Origin of the sequence: Hymenobacter koreensis (assembly GCF_039541855.1) — a bacterium.
GTDB classification, from domain to species: Bacteria; Bacteroidota; Bacteroidia; order Cytophagales; family Hymenobacteraceae; genus Solirubrum; species Solirubrum koreensis.
This window is the reverse complement of record NZ_BAABHA010000002.1, coordinates 845,254-863,433: the sequence shown is the minus strand read 5'-3', so window position 1 is coordinate 863,433 and position 18,180 is coordinate 845,254. Positions and strand designations below refer to the sequence as shown.

Genomic DNA, 18,180 nt, shown 5'->3' with positions numbered 1-18,180 from the left:
AAGCGGCGCCTGCACTGGAGGCGCCGCTTTTTTTGTGCCTGATAAGTAAGCTTAACGGGCCAATACCAAGCGCTGCGGGGTAAATGACAAGCCTGGGCTGGCCACACGCACGGTATACACGCCTGGGCTCCAGGCTTGGCTGGGCAACACAGCGCGTTGTTGACCCGCGGGAAAGCTTGCGTTGTACACTTGCCGGCCCAGCGCGTCCACTACTTCAACGCCTGTAGCGGCCCCCAACTTAGCGGGCAGTTGCAGCGTGGTCGACGTTGTGGACGGATTAGGGTAGAGGGCAAAAGTAGCGGTGCGGGTAGATTTAGCAGAGGTAACAAACGCCCGGTTTTCGAGCACCATCACGCGGTCGTCTTGTGCGGCGGGGTTGCCACGGCCGTCGCGGTTGCTGGTAGCCACGTACACCCGGCCTTGTGGCGACGTGCAAATAGCCCGCAGTCGTCCGTAGGTGCCAGCCCACACATTGGCTTGCTGTGCAATGGCTTCGCCGCCGGTAGTTAGGATAAGCTGGGTGAGGGTACCCGCTTTTAGGCTGGCCATTAGCAGCGAATTGCGCCAGCCCGGAATGGCGGGGTGGTCGTAGTACGTAATGCCGGCTACGGCCAGCGTGGGCGTCCAGACCGCCAGTGGCTCGCGCACGTTGTTTTGTTGGCAGAAGGTTTGCTCGGCGGGCAGGTTGCACAGGCCTTCCACGTTTGGCCAGCCGTAGTTGCGGCCGGGCTCAATCAGGTTTACCTCGTCGTCGTTGCTGGGGCCGTGCTCCGAGCTGTACACCCGGCCCGTGGCGGCAACCCGCACCAGTCCCTGCGGGTTGCGGTGGCCTATGGTGTACACCAGGCTGCCCGGTGTGGGGTTGTTGGCCGGCACGGTGCCGTCGAAATTCATGCGCAGGATTTTGCCGTTGAGCGACTGGCTGTTCTGCGAGAGACTGGTATTGGCCGCGTCGCCGGTGGTTACCAGCAGGGTGTTATCGGGCAGGGCCAACAGGCGCGAACCGCTGTGAATGTTGGCGGCCGGAATATTCCCCAGTATCACCAGTGGAGCGGTTAGGGTGCCGTTGGTATAGGTGTACCGAACCACCTTTTCCTTCAAGCCGCCATCGGTGTAGTTGTACACCACAAACACGTAAGCCGATCCGCCTTGGGTACTGGCTATGGGAACCACGGTCATGCCCAGCAGTCCGCTTTCGCCTCCCTGGGTGACATCGGAGAGGGTGAGCAGCGGCAGGAGCTGGCCCGTGGTGGGGTTTATGCGGCTGATGCGGCCGCCGCGCTCCGTCATCCACAGAAAATTATCGGGCCCCCAAAGCAATTCCCACGGGGTATCGAGGCCGGTGGTGAGGTTCGAGAGGGTGACCGTGGTAGCGCCTACCGGGTAGGTAGCCACCACCTGCGCGGCGGCCGGCGCGGCCAGGCCACCGGCCAGCAGTGCCCCGAGGTAACAGGAAGTAAGAATTCGTTTCATGCAAGGAGGACTTAGGTGTGAAACATTCTCGCGATGAGCTTGTAAGCGTAACGATTTTTTCGGGCTTTCGGATTAGCGTACTTTGTTTGCCCGTTCCGCCGCCAGTTTCTTCCGACCTCTCCGTTTTCCTCTATGAAACACCTGTTTCCCTATTTGCTGGGCGGTGCAGCGTGCTTCGCGCTGGGTGCATTAAGCACCGCCGCCGATACGCCCACTCCCATTACCGTGCCCATGGCCCGGGCGGCCCAGGAACTGTTCGGGCTGAAGTTCACCGATGCTCAACTCGACTCGGCCCGCCAGGATTTAGCCGAGTATCGTGACAATTACGCCGCTAACCGCAAGGTGACGCTGGCTAACAGCGTGGCGCCAGCCACCATTTTTAACCCCGTGCCCAGCACCTGGCAGCCAAGCCCCGCGTTCGGCAACGACAAGCTGCCCAAGGCCGACAAGGTCAAGCTGCCCGCTAACCGCGAAGACCTCGCTTTTTACTCGGTGCGCCAGCTGGGCGAGTTGCTGCGCAGCAAGCAAATTTCCTCCGAGGAGCTGACCAAGTTTTACCTCGACCGCCTCAAGCGCTTCGACCCCAAGCTGCGCTGCGTTACCTCCCTTACCGAAGAGCTGGCCCTGCAACAGGCCCGCGCCGCCGACGAGGAAATAAAGAAGGGCAAGTACCGCGGCCCGCTGCACGGCATTCCGTACGGCGCCAAAGACCTGTTCAGCACCAAAGGGTACAAAACCACCTGGGGCTCGGTGCCTTATAAGGAGCAAACCCTGGATGAAGATGCCGCCGTGGTAACGCGCTTGCGCGAAGCCGGCGCCGTGCTTTGCGCCAAGCTTACCCTGGGCGAGCTGGCCATGGGCGACGTGTGGTACGGGGGCAAAACCCGCACGCCCTGGAACCTGGAAAAAGGCTCCAGCGGCTCGTCGGCGGGTTCGGCGTCGGCCGTGGCGGCGGGCTTGCTGCCGTTTGCCATTGGTGCCGAAACCTTGGGCTCGATTGTAAGTCCCAGCACGGCCTGCGGCGTTACGGGTCTGCGGCCCTCGTTCGGGCGCATTAGCCGCGCTGGCGCCATGGCCCTGAGCTGGACCATGGACAAGGCCGGTCCCATTGCTCGCTCGGCCGAAGACTGCGCCCTGGTATTCGACGCGCTGGTGGGCCAGGACCGCCGCGACCCGGTGACGCTGCTCGTACCCGCCGACTTCCGCTACGCCTTCGATGCCGACGTGAAAAAACTACGTATCGGCTACCTGAAGGCTGATTTCGAGCGGGCGTACCCCAACAAAGCCAACGACGAAGCCACGCTGGCCGAGCTGCGCAAATTGGGGGTGGAGCTGGTGCCCCTGGAGCTGCCCCAGCTGCCCGCCAACGACATTACCTACCTGCTTACGGCCGAAGGCGCCGCCGCCTTCGACGACCTCACCCGCTCGGGCCGCGACAAGGAAATGGTGAACCAGGGCAAAAGCGCCTGGCCAAATATTTTCCGCAGCTCCCGCTTTATCCCGGCCGTGGAATACATTCAGGCGCAGCGTTACCGCACCCTGCTCATCGAAGACATGTACAAGCGTCTGCAGGGGCTAGATGGTTACATGGCACCCTCGTTCAGTCGCAACCTGGTGCTGACCAACCTTACCGGTCACCCGGCCGTGGCCGTGCCCAACGGTTTCACCAAGGAAGGCCTGCCCCAAACCATTACGTTTATGGGCCAGCTGTTTGAGGAAGGCAAGCTGCTGGCTTTGGTAAAGGCCTACCAGGACGCCACTACCTTCGACGAGCAGCATCCGAAGCTGAACTTCTAATGCCCGCTTCAGAAACGAGCTTTAGCGTGGAAAACCTGGCGGCGCGTTGGCAACAGCGCGCCGCTTCGTTGTTTCCCGAGCCGGAAGCGGCGGAAGCAGCTTGGCAACGGATTCAGCGCGACTACAGCGGCGTCGGCCGGCATTACCACGCCTTGTCGCACCTGCAGGCCATGTTTGCCGTGCTCGATACGCACCCCGAAACCGCCGCCGCGCCCGACCCCGTGGTGCTGGAATTAGCCGTGTGGTTTCACGACATCGTGTACCAGCCCCTGCGTTCCGACAACGAGTCGCGCAGCGCTGACTGCGCCCGGCAGCTGCTGCAAACCACTACGCTCACGGCAAGCCAGCACACGCGCCTCAACCGGCTCATTCGGCGCACCCAGCACCACGCCACCACCGAACCCGACGACGCCCTGGACACCGCCTTGCTGCTCGACGCCGATTTGTGGGTTTTGGGCGCTTCGCCCGAGGCTTACCAGCAGTACGCCCGTCAGATTCGGCAGGAGTACCTTATTGTACCCGGTTTTCTGTACCGCCCGGGTCGCCGCAAAGTGCTGCAACAGCTGCTCGATGCCCCGCAGCTTTACCGCACCGGCTTCGCGCGGGAGCAGCGTGAAGCGGCGGCCCGGGAGAACCTGGCGGCTGAGTTGGCGGAGCTGTAGCCCAGCCGTACCTTTCAGGGCGAAGCCGTTCGACTGCAACGCTGGATGCGGTAGCCTGTCTTTCGCGCTGCGTCCGGTGCGCCTTTCCCGAATTTCTTTCTTGTATGCGCTTTTCTTCCGTGCTGCAGTTGCTGTGGCTGTTCCCCCTGGCTTCTGCTTCTGCCCAAAACCAACCCGCGGCTACTTCCTTGGGCCCGCTTACCGTCGAGAAAATCATGCGCGAACCGGCGCAGTGGCTCGGCGGCTTGCCCTCTAACCCGTACTGGAGCGAAGACGGCAAGCGCATTTACTTTAGCTGGAACCCGGATAAAGCCCGCCGCGACTCGCTTTACACCGTGGGCCTCGACGGCAAGAATCCGCGCAAAGTAAGCCTGCGCCAGCAGCGCGAACTGCCCGCCCAGCGCGGCACGTACGACCTCACGCGCAGCCGCAAGCTCTACGAGAAGGAAGGCGACATTTTCCTGCTAGAGGTGAAGTCGGGCAAAATCCGGCGCGTGACCAACACCGCCGAGCGGGAATCGGAGCCTGCGTTTGCCTTGCAGGGCCAGGCCGTGAGCTACACCCGCGGCGGCAACCTGTTTACCTGGAACCCGGTCACCGGCGAAACCACGCAGCGCACCGATTTCCGCCGCGGTCCGCGCCCAGCCCCCACCAAAGCCGACAAAGCCGAGCAGTTTCTGCGGGCGCAGCAGCTGGCCTTGTTTAACGTGGTACGCCAGCGCGAGCAGGACCGCCTCAGCCGCGAGCAGCAACAAAAAAGCTTGGCCAAGCTACGGCCCAAGGCCATCTACCTGGGCACTCAGACTGTGGAAAACCTGCGTCTGAGCCCCGATGGTCGGTTTGTGACCTACACGCTGGCCCAGGAGCCGGCCGCCAACAAGCTGGCATTGGTTCCGAACTTCGTTACCGCCTCGGGTTACACCGAGGACATTTCCACCCGCAACAAAGTAGGCACGGCCCAAACCGCCTACGAAATGGGTATTTATGACATTGGCCGCGACACCACCTTTGTGCTGGGCTATAAAGAGCTGAAAGGTCTCGACGAGCAGCCTGCTTACCGCAAAGAGTACCCGCTAAAAGCGCAGGCACCGCTGCCGGTATCGGCCGATGGCAAAACGCCCGCTGCCGTGGCCAAAGAAAAAGCCGAGCAGCGCCGGGTGGTGCCGCACGGCCCGTTTTGGTCGGATAACGGCCAGCGCGCCTTCCTGGTCGTGCGCTCCGCCGATAATAAGGACCGGTGGCTGGTGAGCCTCGACCCCAGCACCCAGAAAATCGGGCTGCTCGACCGGCAGCGCGACGAGGCCTGGATCAACGGCCCCGGCATCGGCTACGAAGCTGGCAACGTGGGCTGGCTGCCCGACAACCAGCGCATCTGGTTTCAGAGCGAAGAAACCGGCTACTCGCACCTCTACACCGTGGACGTAACCAACGGCCAGAAAAAAGCCCTGACCAGCGGCAATTTCGAAGTGCAGCAGGCTCAGCTTTCGAAGGACAAAAAGACCTGGTACCTCACGGCCAACAAAACCCACCCCGGCGAGCAGCATTTCTACCGCATGCCCGTAAACGGCGGCCCGCTTACGCAAATTACTTCTCAAACCGGGGGCCACGAAGTGGTGCTGTCGCCCGACGAGAAAACGCTGCTGGTGCGCTACAGCGCCGCTACCAAGCCCTGGGAGCTGTACCTGATGGACAACAAGCCCGGCGCCAAGCTGCGGCCGCTCACGCATTCTACCACTTCTGAGTTCGAGAGCTACCCGTGGCGCGAACCAGAAATTGTAACCATTCCGGCCCGCGACGGCGCTCAGGTGTACGCCCGCCTGTACCGCCCCGCCAAACAAGACCCCACGCGCCCGGCCGTGGTGTTTGTGCACGGCGCGGGCTACCTGCAAAATGCCCACAAGTGGTGGAGCCAGTACTTCCGCGAGTACATGTTCCATAACCTGCTGGTGGAGCGCGGCTACACCGTGCTCGATATTGACTACCGCGGTTCCAGCGGCTACGGCCGCGACGTGCGCACCGGCATCTACCGCTACATGGGCGGCAAAGATCTTTCCGACCACATAGACGGCGCCAAAATGCTGGCTGACAAGTACAACGTCGATCCGCAGCGCATTGGCATTTACGGCGGCTCATACGGCGGCTTCATCACGCTCATGGCCATGTTCACTCAGCCCGATGTTTTTCGGGCCGGCGCCGCTCTGCGCTCCGTTACCGACTGGGCCCATTACAACCACGGCTACACCGACAACATCCTGAACGAGCCCTACAACGATTCCGTGGCCTACGCCCGCTCGTCGCCCATTTACCACGCCGAAGGACTGAAAGGCGCCCTGCTGATGTGCCACGGCATGGTGGATACCAACGTGCACTTCCAGGACATTGTGCGCCTTTCGCAACGGCTTATTGAGCTGGGTAAAGACAACTGGGAGCTGGCCGTGTACCCCGTAGAGGACCACGGTTTCGTAGAGCCGAGCTCATGGACCGACGAGTACAAGCGCATTCTGAAGCTGTTCGAAACCAACCTGCGAAACCAGTCGCCAGCCCGCTCGAGTTCGGGAACCAGCAGTGGCAACTGAGTAGCGGTAAGGCGGCCGGTATGCGAAATCTGCTCCTTATTGTGGCGTTGGTGCTGGTGGCAGCCGGTTCGTTTCTGTTCGCCCCGCGCCCGGCCGGCGCCGAGGACTATTGGGGCACGTACATTCAGCTGAGCCCCCGAGCCGGGTTCATCTTGAATTACGACTCGTACGGCTATATCGGCGCGGCTGCGCGGCCTGAGGCCTTATTGCAAGCTGGGGAAGTCCGACAGTCGCGGCCGCTGTATGTGCTGCTTGGTACGGTTCTGGGCTATCCGCTGCGGGCGCTGCTTACGCCGCGTGTCAGCGCGGAAACCGTGCAAAGCCATTTCTGGAATGCCAGTCCGGTACCCGTGCCGCTGCCCGATCTGATTGGGTTTTACCCCGCCTTCGTGCTGCTCAACTTTGGGGTGCTCACGGCCAGCTTGTGGCTGTTTTCCTGGCTTTACCCCCGCCTAACCGCCGGCCGGGGGCAGGCTGTGGTTATGTACGGGCTCATGGTTTTTATGGCGTCGAGCCAAATCACCAAGGCTTTTTTCTGGACGGCGCACCAGCAGATGTTCTGCTTCTTCACGCCTCTGTTTTGCCTGTTCTTGCTGCTGCAATTTCGCCATAAGCCGTTGCAGACCGGACGACTGGCAGTGCTGGCTTTAGCATTGGGCGTGTTGCCATTACTCTACGGCAATTTTGTGCTGGTGCTGCCGTGTTTGTGGTACGCCATGTGGCGGCATGCAAGCGGCCGTTTCAGCCCGACTTTGTTGGGCCGGGGAGTTATGGTGGCTGCCGCTTTCCTGCTCCCAACTTTGGCTTGGGTTCTGGTATTGAAGCTACGAGGTGTCACCTATTACAATCACGAAATGGTGCGTTTCCGCCAGTTGGTATGGTTGCTCGACCTGGCACAACAGCCTGCCGCCGAGTGGTTGCCCACGTTGTGGAGCAAGCTGCGTGAGTTCAGCCAAACGCTCATCGGCATTGCCTTCTTCTTGCTCGTTTTACCATTGCTTGGGCTGCTAACTCGCCTGCAGCGCGTCAAAACCCTTGTATCCCAGCCGTGGCCCGAAGTAGTGTTTCTACTAGTGCTGTTTGGCAGTTTCCTGGTGGCGCTGGGGTATTACAACCAACGGCTGACGTTTACACTGGTGCCTTTGCTGCTGTGTGGTGCAGCGCTTCTGCTGAGCCGTTTGCCCGCTCGTTTTCAGCCTGCCATGATTGCGCTGGTTGCTATTAGCTGGCACCTGTACAACGTGTGGTCGTATGGGCCTTTCTCCTAGCTGCCCAACAGGGGCTTCGGTGTAATTGAGCCGCCTCCTGGCTGGCAAGAACACCTGCTTCTAGCTTCCCGTAACATGGAAATGGTGGGTTCGAGCAAAGGTTATAGGGCTTTGCAAGTAGACGTAAGCCAAGGTCGGACCTCCGTACGGAGGAAATATTCGGCTGAACTCAGCGCTTTTCGCAGCCTATAAATGCCATGAAGTAGTGCTGGCTGTTAGGGTAAGCGCTTGTCTTTTAGTTTACAAGCTGATTGATGTGCGTAAGCTTACACACCCCGCCCGGCAAGATGCCCAATGCTGGCCGGTAGGTGGCTTTGCTGAATTTAGGTAGCTTTGCCACCTCCCATGACCCGCTCTGCCGGGGCGCCGTTGTGGGCCTGGTTTCACCGACGCCGGCACGTACATACAATGCCCTACCTGTTCACCTCCGAATCCGTTTCGGAAGGTCATCCCGACAAAGTCGCCGACCAAATTTCCGACGCCATCCTCGACGAGTTTCTGCGTCAAGACCCCGCTTCTAAAGTAGCCTGCGAAACCCTCGTTACAACGGGTTTGGTAGTAGTTGCCGGCGAAGTGAAGTCCAAGGCCTACGTCGACGTGCAAAGCGTTGCCCGCGATGTAATCCGCCGCATCGGCTACACCAAGGCCGAATACAAGTTCGAAGCCGAAAGCTGCGGCATCCTCTCGGCGCTGCACGAACAGTCGCCCGATATCAACCAAGGCGTGGAGCGTCAGAACCCCGAAGACCAGGGTGCCGGCGACCAAGGCATGATGTTCGGCTACGCCTCGCGCGAAACCGATAACTACATGCCCCTGGCGCTGGATCTGTCGCACCGTTTGCTGCGCGAACTGGCCGCTATTCGCAAAGAAGGCCGCCAGATGACGTACCTGCGTCCCGATGCGAAGTCGCAGGTAACCATCCGCTACAGCGACGCCGGTACGCCCGAAGCCATCGACACCATCGTGGTTTCTACCCAGCACGACGACTTCGACGAATCGGAGGAAACCATGCTGCGCCGCATTTCCGAAGACGTAAAGGGCATCCTGATTCCGCGCGTAAAGGCCGGTCTGAGCGCCGAGGTACAGCAGCTCTTCACCGACCAAATTACCTACCACATTAACCCCACGGGCAAGTTCGTTATCGGCGGCCCCCACGGCGACTCGGGCCTTACCGGCCGCAAAATAATTGTGGACACTTACGGCGGTAAAGGCGCCCACGGCGGCGGCGCTTTCTCGGGCAAAGACTCCTCGAAAGTAGACCGTTCGGCTGCGTACGCTGCTCGCCACATTGCCAAGAACCTTGTGGCCGCCGGTGTTGCCGACCAAGTACTGGTGCAGGTGGCCTACGCCATTGGTGTAGCCAAGCCCGTGGGTCTGTACGTAACCACGTACGGCACTACTAAAGTGAAAGGCTCTAACGGCGAAGCAATGACCGACGGCGAAATCTCGGCGAAGGTGGATCAACTGTTCGACATGCGTCCGTACGCCATCGTGCAGCGCTTCGGCTTGCAGAACCCCATTTTTGGGGAAACGGCTGCTTACGGGCACATGGGCCGCGAACCGCAAACCAAGCAGGTAAAGCTGGCCAGCGGCGAAACCCGCGAGGTAGAAACCTTCACCTGGGAAAAATTGGACTACGTCGACCAGATTAAGGAAGCCTTTAGCTTGTAGTATGTTAAATCAGCTCGCGCTTTTGCTGCAAGGTGTTGGTAAGCCAGCTAAGGCCGTTTTGCTGGGGCTGGCCGCATGGGCCATCTACCGGAGCGGTGTGAGTGTAGGCGAGTTTGCTTATTACCTAAGCCACTGAGCTGTAATAACAAGCACAAAGCTGATGTTTAGCCAGAAAAGCAAGAGCCCGGCCTGTTTGTACAGGCCGGGCTCTTGCTTTTCTGGCTAAACGGCGGTTGTTCAGTGCGCGGTCTGCTTCTCTTTGTGGCGAATGAGTTGTTTTTTCAATTGCTCGGCAGCGGCGTCGGCAGCGGCTTCAAAGGTACCGGCATCCTCTTGGCTGAAGAGCGTGGTACCGGGCACAAACAGCTTTACTTCGACAGTCTTATTGTCTACCCCGTCCTTGTTATTGAGGCGCATAATGACTTCGCCCTCCGTAACGCGGTCGTAAAAGGTTTCAAGTTTATCGAGGCGCTTCTGGATGAAGTCGAGCAGTTTCTGGTCGGCGGTGAAGTGCACCGATTGCATCTGTACTTTCATCGGGTGTGGATGTTTTGGGTAGAAGAAAGAAAAAATCAGGCTTTGGGATGAGCCTTTTCGAAAACGGCTTTCAGTTTATCAATGCTTAGGTGCGTGTACACCTGGGTAGCGGCAAGATTGGCATGCCCCAACAATTCCTTGATGGCGTTCAAGTCGGCGCCTTTGCCCAGCAGGTGCGTGGCAAACGAGTGACGAAGCACGTGCGGGTGTTGCTGGCCGGGTGCGGAAGTGATAAGCCCTAAGTAGTGTTTCACGGTGCGGTATACCAAAAGCGGATAAACAGGCTGCCCTTTATCCGTAACGAGGAGGGGTCCGGCGGCGTTGTCCGTCGTTCCGAACTCCTTGGCTTTCTGTTGGGTATACTGCTCGATAACTTGAATGAGCGACGGGTTGAGTGGCACGATGCGCTGCTTGTTGCCCTTCCCTGTCACCCGCACAGTGCGCGCCGAAACGCTCACGTCTTCGTGCCGAATGCCAATAAGCTCCGCCAAACGGATGCCGGTGCCATACAGCATTTCCAGCACCAGTTGGTCGCGGCGGCCCACAAAGTCGTCGGTAAACTCGAAACTGTTCAGCAGCCCGTTTAGCGGGTCCTCGGACACAAAATCGGGTAGCTTCTTGCTCATTTTGGGCGGCGTGATGCGCAGCATGGGGTTGCGCGCCACCACGCCCGTGCGCAGCAGAAACTTGTAGTAGGAGCGGAGGCAGGCAATTTTGCGGTTTACGGTACGCGCATCGCGTTGCTGTTCCATCAGGCTCACAATCCAGGAGCGGATGAGCAGGTGGTCGGCGGTGGAGGCGTCGGGTAGGTCGTAGGTGGTTTTGAGGTACTGCTCAAACTGCCGCAGGTCGGTGCGGTAGGACGTGACGGTATGCGGCGAGTAGCGGCGCTCGAAGCGCAGGAAATCGAAAAAAGCCTCCATAGAAAATACCGCGGCAACAGCAGCGGGCGGATAGCCAATGTAGGAAACCGCCGCCACAAAACGAACATAAAAAAACGGCTAGCCGGCCCTGCTTGTGCAAGGCCGGCTAGCCGGGAAAGTCGGGGTAGAGAAGTGCTGCCGTTGCCGGTAGCCCAAACGCTACTTAGTTCTGCTCACCGTAGGTCGCCTGTTTGTAGGCGGCCTTCTGGCGCTGCTTGCGCTTGGTGATGGACGGCTTCTGGAAGAACGTGCGACGACGCAGTTCTTTCAGGACGCCCGTGCGTTCGAATTTTTTCTTGAAACGCTTGAGGGCGCGGTCAACCGACTCGTTCTCCTTGATTTGGACGATGAGCATAAAAAAAGAAAGCGTGAGTTTCAGAGTTAAGGGCTGCAAAGGTAATAGCCAAGCTCTTACAATGCAAGCCCCGTGCAAGTTCCGCTATTTCAGAATGGTACGGGCAATTACCAGCTTCTGAATCTCCGAGGTACCCTCACCAATGGTGCAAAGCTTGGAGTCGCGGTAGAACTTCTCGGCGGGGTAGTCCTTAGTGTAGCCGTAGCCGCCAAAGATTTGCACAGCTTCGTTAGCAGTGCGCACGCACACTTCCGATGCATACAGCTTGGCCATAGCCGATTCGCGGTTCACGCTCAGGCCCTGATCCTTCATATCAGCCGCCCGGTAGGTGAGGAGCGAGGCTGCCTCAATTTCCGTGGCCATATCGGCCAGCTTGAAGCTGATGCCTTGGAAGCTGCTGATAGGCTGGTTGAACTGGTGGCGCTCCTTGGAGTACTGCAGTGCGGCCTCAAAAGCGCCCTGGGCAATGCCCAAGCTCAGCGCGGCAATGCTGATGCGGCCGCCGTCGAGCACCTTTAACGACTGCACGAATCCGTCGCCTACTTTGCCAATTACGTTTTCTACCGGCACGCGGCAGTCGGTGAAAATCAGCTCAGTCGTTTCGGAGGCACGCATGCCCAACTTGTCTTCCTTGCGGCCGGCCGAGAAGCCCGGCGTGCCGCGCTCGATAATAAAGGCCGTCATGCCGTGCGAGTCACCTACTTCGCCGGTGCGGGCAATAACCACGGCCACATTGCCGCTTTTGCCGTGGGTAATAAAGTTCTTAGCGCCGTTCAGCACGTAATGGTCGCCGTCGAGCACCGCGGTGGTACGCATGTTACCGGCGTCGGAACCGGTATTGGGCTCCGTCAAGCCCCAAGCCCCAATCCATTCGCCGGTAGCCAGCTTGGGCAGGTACTTCTGCTTTTGCTCTTCGGAAGCGTGCTGGAGAATGTGACCGGTGCATAGCGAGTTGTGTGCCGCCATCGAGAGGCCAATGCTGGGGTCAATTTTCGACAGCTCGGCAATGGCCGTAACGTACTCGGTGTAACCGAAACCGGCGCCGCCGTATTCAGTAGGAACCAGTACGCCCATTAGGCCCAGCTCGCCCAGTTTATGGAACACGTCCACCGGGAATTCCTGGGTGTCGTCCCACTCGCGCATCTTGGGCTTGATGTGGGTTGCGCCAAAATCGCGCACCATCTGGGCAATCATTGTCTGGTTTTCAGTAGCTACCAGTTCCATGGAGTTGGGGAAAGAGATGGGAAAACAAACGGGGCGGTACGGCTCGTAAAAGCCGATTTTGGGTTGGCGAAGGTACAAAAATTGTGGTCCGAATACCACGATAGGACTTACGTCAGACAAGCCCGTATTTTGATAGAGGCCTTTAATTCGGTTTCTTTGAAGGTTTTTGGGACAAACCGCCACGTTGCAACGTTGTTGTGGCCGCTCCCTATTTTTTCAGTAACCCCCACGCCGGTCTGCCGGTTTTCATGCACTCGACCTTCTTGCCCCGCGCCCTGCGCCTGCCGCTTCTGGCCGTACTGCTTGCCCTGCTTGGCTCCTGTGCCTCTTCACGCGCTTACCGGCAAAACATCCTTTTCCGTTCCGAGGCCAGCACGAGCCCCGATACCACCCGCTTGCAAGGCGCCATCATGCAGGCAGCGGCAACGTACCGCATCCGGCCCAACGATTATTTGGAAGTGCGGGTGTATACCAACCAAGGTGAGCGGCTAATCGATCCTAACGGCGAATTGGGTTTTGGTTCACCGGGAGGAGCCACCAACACAACCGGGGCCAATACGCGTGCGTCGGCTCGGGTTACCACTGGCTTGCCTAACCGGCCCGGTATAGGTGCCGCAGCGGGTGGAGCGGGCACGGGTGGTGCGACGAGCCTGGATTACTTGGTGCACCCCGACGGAACCGTAACGTTACCCGTCGTATACCGGGTACCTGTAACCGGACTTACGGTACCACAACTCGATAGCGTGCTGCAAGTGCGTTACGAGCAGTTCTACAAGGGTGTATTTGTTCAATCACGAGTTACCAATAACCGCATCATCGTGCTGGGTACACCCGGCGGCGCGGTGGTTCCCATGACCAACGAGAACATGAATCTGCTCGAGGTCTTGGCCATAGTGGGCGGGGTAGACGGTGGCGCGGCAGCTGGTGGCGGTAATAACGGCATTATGTCGCGTGGCGGTCGGGCCCATAACATCCGTTTGATTCGACCGGCACCCAATGGCGACCTGAAAACGGCGCAAGTACAAATTGTAGACCTCACTACCGTTGCGGGTATGCGCCGGGCAAATCTGCGTATGCAGCCCAATGATGTAGTCTACATTGAGCCCGTACGACGGCCTTTCTTCGAAGCGTTGCAGGACGTAGGGCCTGTGCTGGGCCTGGTGAGCAGCATTACCGGATTTGTTACCACCCTTTTCTTAATAAGAAAGCTGTAGCGGGAATATCCGCAAAGGAAAGCAACGGGTACTTCCGTTCGTTTCCAACGGTTATGCGTTTTTCTGAACCTATGGCAGTAGATAAAGAAGCGGAACTGGACGAGTTGATTCGTTCCGCTGGCGGCGAAGAAGTAGAGGAAGATACCGGCGGTGGGCTAGACATAGCCACCTTGCTGATGGTAACCCGGCGTAGCTTGCCGTGGATGGTGTTGCTGATTGGGCTCGGGCTGGGTGCTGCGTGGCTCTACTTGCGCTACACGCCACCTGTTTACCAATCCTCTTCTACCCTTAAAATTGACCAGAAAACCCAAGCAGGAGTTTTAGGGCTAGAGGGAGTGGGCAAAGCAGCCGATACGCGGCAGACGGCTAAAAACTTGGCTGGCGAAGTAGAGCTGATAAAATCCAACTTGATTTACCAACGGCTGCGCGACTCCCTGAACCTCGATGTGAACTATTACACCGAGGGCACAGTGCTGGCCAGCGAGTTATACAAAACGTCCCCCTTTCGGGTGGCGTATCGGTTAAAGGACAACCGACTCTACAACCGCAAGATCAATCTTAACTTTCTGGATAGCACCCGCTTTCGGTTAAGTTACCAGGAGGGAACCCAAGAGGTTACCAATGAATATCGGTTTGGGCAACCCATTAACACGCCGCAGCTGGAGCTAACGGTATACCGCAACGGCCGGTTCGATGCCGAGCAGACCAAGCCCAATTACTATTTCATCGTTAACGATGACGCCGCCATGTCGCGGTATTTTGATGAGAACCTAGTCGTCGAAATCATCAATCCTGAGGCTAATACCATCGGTATTTCCTTTAAGGACCACAACCCCCTGAAGGCGCACGACATCGTTAACAAGATTGACACGCTGTATTTGCAGGAAAAGCTGGCGAAGAACTCGTTAGCCTCGCAGCAAACGCTGGCCTTCTTGGAAAGTCAGCTGGGCGAAAACAGCAGTAAACTTCAGCAGGCAGAACAGGCCCTGCAGGATTTTGTCCGGCGGAACAAGACGTATGACGTGCGCTCCGATGTGTCGGGCATCACGGAAAAGATGGCCGAGTTGCAAAAGGAGCGCGAGGAGTTGCGCCGCAAGCTTGGGGCGCTGGCCGAAGTTGCTGGTGTGGTAGATGAGAATCGGGTATTAGTACGCGAAGGTGCTACCCTTGAGGAAAGCGTACCAGCCCTTGCGCGTCTGGAGAACGACCAGATTTCTCAGCAGGTAGCTGTTTTAAACGACCAGCAAGCCGACTTGAACCGCTTGCTTGAATCGTACCGCCCGACGACCACGGCTGTGCAGTTGCGCCAGGAGGCTCTAAACTACACCCGCCGTAGTATCCGGAACTTGCTTAGGGGTGCTCAGCAGCTGCTGCAAAGCGAAATGGCGGACCTCGACAAAGTGCAACGAGAACTGGACGCTCGCTTGAATCAGTTGCCCGAAAAAGAGACCGAACTGGCCCGCCTGCGTCGTCCCTTCGAGCTGTACGAGAAGTCGTACCTAATGCTGATGGACAAGAAGGTAGAGTTCAGCATTGCCAAAGCCGGCACAACACCCGACTTCCAGATTTTGGCGCCGGCCTCAATGCCGTTGGGACCCATTTCCCCGGTTCGACTGATGGTGTACGCCATTGGGCTGGCAACGGGTATTGTGCTGGGCTTGGGCTTGGTGGGTACACGCTACATGTTGCACAATACGGTTACCAACATCCGAGAGCTGGAGCGCAGCACACCGGCTCCGGTGCTGGGTGTGGTGCCTTCATACGACAAGGAGAAGCTGGCTGTATCGAAGCTGATTGTGGATAAGAACCCCAAATCGGCTATTTCTGAGGCCATTCGCTCGATTCGTACCAACCTGGAGTTCATGAGCTCCTCGCGCAAGACCAAGCGCATGATTTCCATTACCTCCACGATTTCGGGCGAAGGCAAAACCTTCGTGGCGGTAAACCTGGGCGGTATTATTGCCTTGTCGGATCAGCGGGTGATTATCCTGGATCTGGACATGCGCAAACCCAAGGTAAACTTGGCCTTCGAGGCCGAAAATACCAAAGGCGTCAGCACCATCCTCATCAACCGCCACTCCATCGACGAGTGCATTCAGAAGACGAGCATTCCAACCCTCGACTTTATTTCAGCGGGCCCTACGCCGCCCAACCCATCGGAGCTTATCCTGCACCCGGAGTTCGATCAGATGCTGGCGTATCTGCAGCAGACCTACGACGTGGTTATCATTGATACCCCGCCCGTGGGCCTCGTTACCGACGGCATTCTGATCATGCGAAAGGTGGATATTCCCATCTACATCGTGCGGGCCGACTACTCGAAAAAGTCCTTCCTCAAGAACATTAACAAGCTGGTGCGAACCGGCGGCTTTAGCAAGCTGACCACCATTCTGAACGATGCCCGCGCCGGCGGCATGTACGGCTACGGCTACGGCTATGGCTATGGCTATGGCTATGGCTACGGCACCGGTTACGGCTATTACGAGGAAACCAAAGCGCCCACGGGCCTGCTAGCTCGCTTGCGGCGTCGCTTTTCGTAAGTTGCCGCCCGTATGGCTTCATTCTTTCAAAAGCTCTTTGGCCGGTCGGAGGCGGCGCTAACGTCGTTGGCGGCGTTGGGAGTCGATATGCACTCCCATCTGCTGCCCGGCCTCGACGATGGAGCCGCAACCGTGGAGCAGTCGGTGGAGCTTTTGCAGCATATGCGCGAGCTGGGCTACCGCAAGCTGATTATGACGCCCCACATCATGGGCGACTTCTACCGCAACACGCCCGAGGGGATTCGCGAAAAGCTGGTTTTGTTGCGCAACGCCGCCACGGAGCACGGTATCGACCTGGAGTTAGAGTGCGCCGCTGAGTATTACCTCGACGACAGCCTGGTGCGCAAATTGGAAGAAGGCCAGCAACTGCTGAGTTTCGGCGGCGAGAACCGCTACCTGCTGTTCGAAACGTCCTACATCAACGAGCCTTTCAACCTCACCGACATCGTGTTTGCGTTGAAATCGGCCGGCTATCAGCCCGTATTGGCCCATCCAGAGCGTTACACCTATCTGTACAGCAAGTTCGACGAGCTGCAGCGGATTCGGGAAAAAGGCGTGCTGTTACAGGTGAACCTGAACTCCCTCGTTGGGTACTACTCGCCGGCCGCCAAGCGCGTAGCGGAAAAGCTCATTGATGCGGGCTTGGTAGACCTGGCCGGTACCGACATGCACCACCTCAAGCACACCGATGCCCTGCGCCGCGTGCTGCAGTCGGAATACCTGCCCAAGCTACTGGCCTTGCCGCTGCTGAACTCCACGTTGTAAAATGGTTATCCGGAGAAGGGCTGACAAGCTAATCGGCCGGCAAGTCGGTTACAGAAGCAGTCTTCATCGGCCCAACCATTGAGCTTTTCCTTTCTATGATTTTTGTTACCGGTGGCAGCGGCTTGATTGGCACTTACCTGATTCCGGCTCTGCTGGAACGGGGCTTGCCCGTACGCGCGCTGTACCGGGAGAAAATTCCTGCCCATGTTTCCGGGGCAGAGCAAGTAGACTGGCGGGAAGGCGACGTACGCGACTCCAGCTTGCTGCGCGAAGCCTTGGACGGTGTGACGACCGTATTTCATTGTGCCGGCGTGGTATCCTACGCGCCGCAGGATGAAGAACTGCTCAAACAAGTCAACATCGAAGGCACGGCTGCCGTGGTGGATGCCTGCGTGGAGCGCCAAGGCTTACGGCTGTGCCACGTGTCGTCCGTCGCGGCATTGGGCGGGCTGCCCGAAACGGCCACCAGCAACGTGCTGGACGAAACGGCTAAATGGGACCTGAACGCCAGCCATTCGGCCTACGCCACTTCCAAGTACCTGGGCGAGTTGGAGGTATGGCGCGGTATTTCCGAGGGGCTGAATGCCATCATCGTGAACCCATCGGTGGTGCTGGGCGCTACCGACTGGACGCGCAGCAGCACCCGCTTGTTTCGCTACGCCCACCAAGAGCATTCGTTTTACACGCCCGGAAGCGTTAATTTTGTGGACGTACGCGACGTGGTGGATTTCATGCTGCGCCTGACGCTGGACCGACCCGCTTTAACCGGCGAGCGGTACGTGCTGAGTGCCGGTAGCTTACCGCTGAAAGAGTTTTTTGCCCAGGCCGCCGCCTGCTTTGGCAAAAAGCCGCCCACCGTGGCCGTACCCGACTGGGCCGCCGAAGTAATCTGGCGCTTGGAACATGTGCGGGGCATGATAACCGGCTCCAGGCCACTCATTACCAAAGACACCGCCCGGGCCAGCCGCCGGCCGGTGGAATACCAAGCCAGCAAAGCCGAAGCCGCCGCCGGCCTGGCATTCCGGCCCGTAGCGGAAACAATTCGGTGGTGTTGTGCCGGTTTGGCAGCCCTACCGAACTCCGCTGCCCCGGGCGCGGTTGTTGTATCCTAGCCCATACGATACGCCGTAATGGGAAATGCCGGTTGGTCTTTCGTAGGCCCGCCGGAGTGACGC

At 58.7% G+C, this 18,180-nt stretch carries 14 protein-coding genes; 9 read left to right on the top strand and 5 right to left on the bottom strand.

What is annotated here, in order from left to right:
• Positions 1 to 51 precede the first annotated feature (51 nt).
• The gene (locus ABD903_RS06610) at positions 52 to 1,473 is read right to left on the bottom strand and encodes a PQQ-dependent sugar dehydrogenase (protein WP_345222463.1); all 1,422 of its coding nucleotides are present in this window, start codon (positions 1,471 to 1,473) and stop codon (positions 52 to 54) included.
• 132 nt (positions 1,474 to 1,605) lie between these two features.
• Between ABD903_RS06610 and ABD903_RS06605 the strand changes: the two genes are divergently transcribed.
• The 5 genes from ABD903_RS06605 (at position 1,606) to metK (ending at position 9,447) form a co-directional block, all read left to right on the top strand.
• Positions 1,606 to 3,270, top strand: coding sequence for an amidase (locus tag ABD903_RS06605; RefSeq protein ID WP_345222461.1), 1,665 nt, complete (start codon positions 1,606 to 1,608; stop codon positions 3,268 to 3,270).
• Positions 3,270 to 3,932, top strand: coding sequence for an HD domain-containing protein (locus tag ABD903_RS06600; protein WP_345222459.1), 663 nt, complete (start codon positions 3,270 to 3,272; stop codon positions 3,930 to 3,932). Before ABD903_RS06605 ends, ABD903_RS06600 begins: the two co-directional genes overlap by 1 nt.
• Before the next feature lie 104 nt (positions 3,933 to 4,036).
• Positions 4,037 to 6,508, top strand: coding sequence for a prolyl oligopeptidase family serine peptidase (locus tag ABD903_RS06595; protein ID WP_345222457.1), 2,472 nt, complete (start codon positions 4,037 to 4,039; stop codon positions 6,506 to 6,508).
• Between the two features lie 20 nt (positions 6,509 to 6,528).
• Positions 6,529 to 7,776 carry a hypothetical protein gene (locus tag ABD903_RS06590; protein ID WP_345222455.1) on the top strand — a complete coding sequence of 416 codons (1,248 nt, stop codon included), beginning with the start codon at positions 6,529 to 6,531 and terminating at the stop codon, positions 7,774 to 7,776.
• Between the two features lie 408 nt (positions 7,777 to 8,184).
• The gene (gene metK, locus ABD903_RS06585) at positions 8,185 to 9,447 is read left to right on the top strand and encodes a methionine adenosyltransferase (RefSeq protein ID WP_345223096.1); all 1,263 of its coding nucleotides are present in this window, start codon (positions 8,185 to 8,187) and stop codon (positions 9,445 to 9,447) included.
• 237 nt (positions 9,448 to 9,684) lie between these two features.
• On the opposite strand, the gene hpf is transcribed toward metK, so the two are convergent.
• The 4 genes from hpf to ABD903_RS06565 all read right to left on the bottom strand — a co-directional run bounded on the left by hpf (position 9,685) and on the right by ABD903_RS06565 (position 12,486).
• Positions 9,685 to 9,984: a ribosome hibernation-promoting factor, HPF/YfiA family gene (hpf, locus tag ABD903_RS06580; RefSeq protein ID WP_345222453.1), complete on the bottom strand. Its 300-nt coding sequence runs from the start codon at positions 9,982 to 9,984 to the stop codon at positions 9,685 to 9,687.
• A gap of 35 nt (positions 9,985 to 10,019) precedes the next feature.
• Positions 10,020 to 10,907 (bottom strand): tyrosine-type recombinase/integrase, encoded by an 888-nt coding sequence (locus ABD903_RS06575; RefSeq protein ID WP_345222451.1) that lies wholly within the window; start codon positions 10,905 to 10,907, stop codon positions 10,020 to 10,022.
• Between the two features lie 163 nt (positions 10,908 to 11,070).
• Positions 11,071 to 11,262, bottom strand: coding sequence for a 30S ribosomal protein S21 (rpsU, locus tag ABD903_RS06570; protein ID WP_151079822.1), 192 nt, complete (start codon positions 11,260 to 11,262; stop codon positions 11,071 to 11,073).
• A gap of 84 nt (positions 11,263 to 11,346) precedes the next feature.
• A complete protein-coding gene (locus ABD903_RS06565; protein WP_345222448.1) occupies positions 11,347 to 12,486 on the bottom strand; it encodes an acyl-CoA dehydrogenase in 1,140 nt (379 codons plus the stop codon).
• A 248-nt stretch (positions 12,487 to 12,734) separates the two neighbouring features.
• On the opposite strand from ABD903_RS06565, the gene ABD903_RS06560 reads away from it, so the two are divergent.
• The 4 genes from ABD903_RS06560 to ABD903_RS06545 all read left to right on the top strand — a co-directional run bounded on the left by ABD903_RS06560 (position 12,735) and on the right by ABD903_RS06545 (position 18,117).
• Positions 12,735 to 13,700, top strand: coding sequence for a polysaccharide biosynthesis/export family protein (locus tag ABD903_RS06560; protein ID WP_345222447.1), 966 nt, complete (start codon positions 12,735 to 12,737; stop codon positions 13,698 to 13,700).
• Between the two features lie 53 nt (positions 13,701 to 13,753).
• Entirely contained in the window at positions 13,754 to 16,240 is a 2,487-nt protein-coding gene (locus tag ABD903_RS06555; RefSeq protein WP_345222446.1) for a GumC family protein, read from the top strand.
• Between the two features lie 12 nt (positions 16,241 to 16,252).
• On the top strand, positions 16,253 to 17,005 hold the full coding sequence (locus tag ABD903_RS06550) for a tyrosine-protein phosphatase (protein ID WP_345222444.1): 753 nt from the start codon (positions 16,253 to 16,255) through the stop codon (positions 17,003 to 17,005).
• 95 nt (positions 17,006 to 17,100) lie between these two features.
• Positions 17,101 to 18,117 carry an NAD-dependent epimerase/dehydratase family protein gene (locus tag ABD903_RS06545; protein WP_345222442.1) on the top strand — a complete coding sequence of 339 codons (1,017 nt, stop codon included), beginning with the start codon at positions 17,101 to 17,103 and terminating at the stop codon, positions 18,115 to 18,117.
• Positions 18,118 to 18,180: the final 63 nt, after the last annotated feature.

What these genes read in the sequence shown, in the direction of transcription:
- ABD903_RS06605 (WP_345222461.1), top strand. Translation starts at nt 1,606, where the DNA reads ATGAAACACCTGTTTCCCTATTTGCTGGGCGGTGCAGCGTGCTTCGCG.
- ABD903_RS06610 (WP_345222463.1), bottom strand. Translation starts at nt 1,473, where the DNA reads ATGAAACGAATTCTTACTTCCTGTTACCTCGGGGCACTGCTGGCCGGT.
- ABD903_RS06565 (WP_345222448.1), bottom strand. Translation starts at nt 12,486, where the DNA reads ATGGAACTGGTAGCTACTGAAAACCAGACAATGATTGCCCAGATGGTG.
- metK (WP_345223096.1), top strand. Translation starts at nt 8,185, where the DNA reads ATGCCCTACCTGTTCACCTCCGAATCCGTTTCGGAAGGTCATCCCGAC.
- hpf (WP_345222453.1), bottom strand. Translation starts at nt 9,984, where the DNA reads ATGAAAGTACAGATGCAATCGGTGCACTTCACCGCCGACCAGAAACTG.
- ABD903_RS06590 (WP_345222455.1), top strand. Translation starts at nt 6,529, where the DNA reads ATGCGAAATCTGCTCCTTATTGTGGCGTTGGTGCTGGTGGCAGCCGGT.
- rpsU (WP_151079822.1), bottom strand. Translation starts at nt 11,262, where the DNA reads ATGCTCATCGTCCAAATCAAGGAGAACGAGTCGGTTGACCGCGCCCTC.
- ABD903_RS06545 (WP_345222442.1), top strand. Translation starts at nt 17,101, where the DNA reads ATGATTTTTGTTACCGGTGGCAGCGGCTTGATTGGCACTTACCTGATT.
- ABD903_RS06560 (WP_345222447.1), top strand. Translation starts at nt 12,735, where the DNA reads ATGCACTCGACCTTCTTGCCCCGCGCCCTGCGCCTGCCGCTTCTGGCC.
- ABD903_RS06550 (WP_345222444.1), top strand. Translation starts at nt 16,253, where the DNA reads ATGGCTTCATTCTTTCAAAAGCTCTTTGGCCGGTCGGAGGCGGCGCTA.
- ABD903_RS06575 (WP_345222451.1), bottom strand. Translation starts at nt 10,907, where the DNA reads ATGGAGGCTTTTTTCGATTTCCTGCGCTTCGAGCGCCGCTACTCGCCG.
- ABD903_RS06600 (WP_345222459.1), top strand. Translation starts at nt 3,270, where the DNA reads ATGCCCGCTTCAGAAACGAGCTTTAGCGTGGAAAACCTGGCGGCGCGT.
- ABD903_RS06555 (WP_345222446.1), top strand. Translation starts at nt 13,754, where the DNA reads ATGCGTTTTTCTGAACCTATGGCAGTAGATAAAGAAGCGGAACTGGAC.
- ABD903_RS06595 (WP_345222457.1), top strand. Translation starts at nt 4,037, where the DNA reads ATGCGCTTTTCTTCCGTGCTGCAGTTGCTGTGGCTGTTCCCCCTGGCT.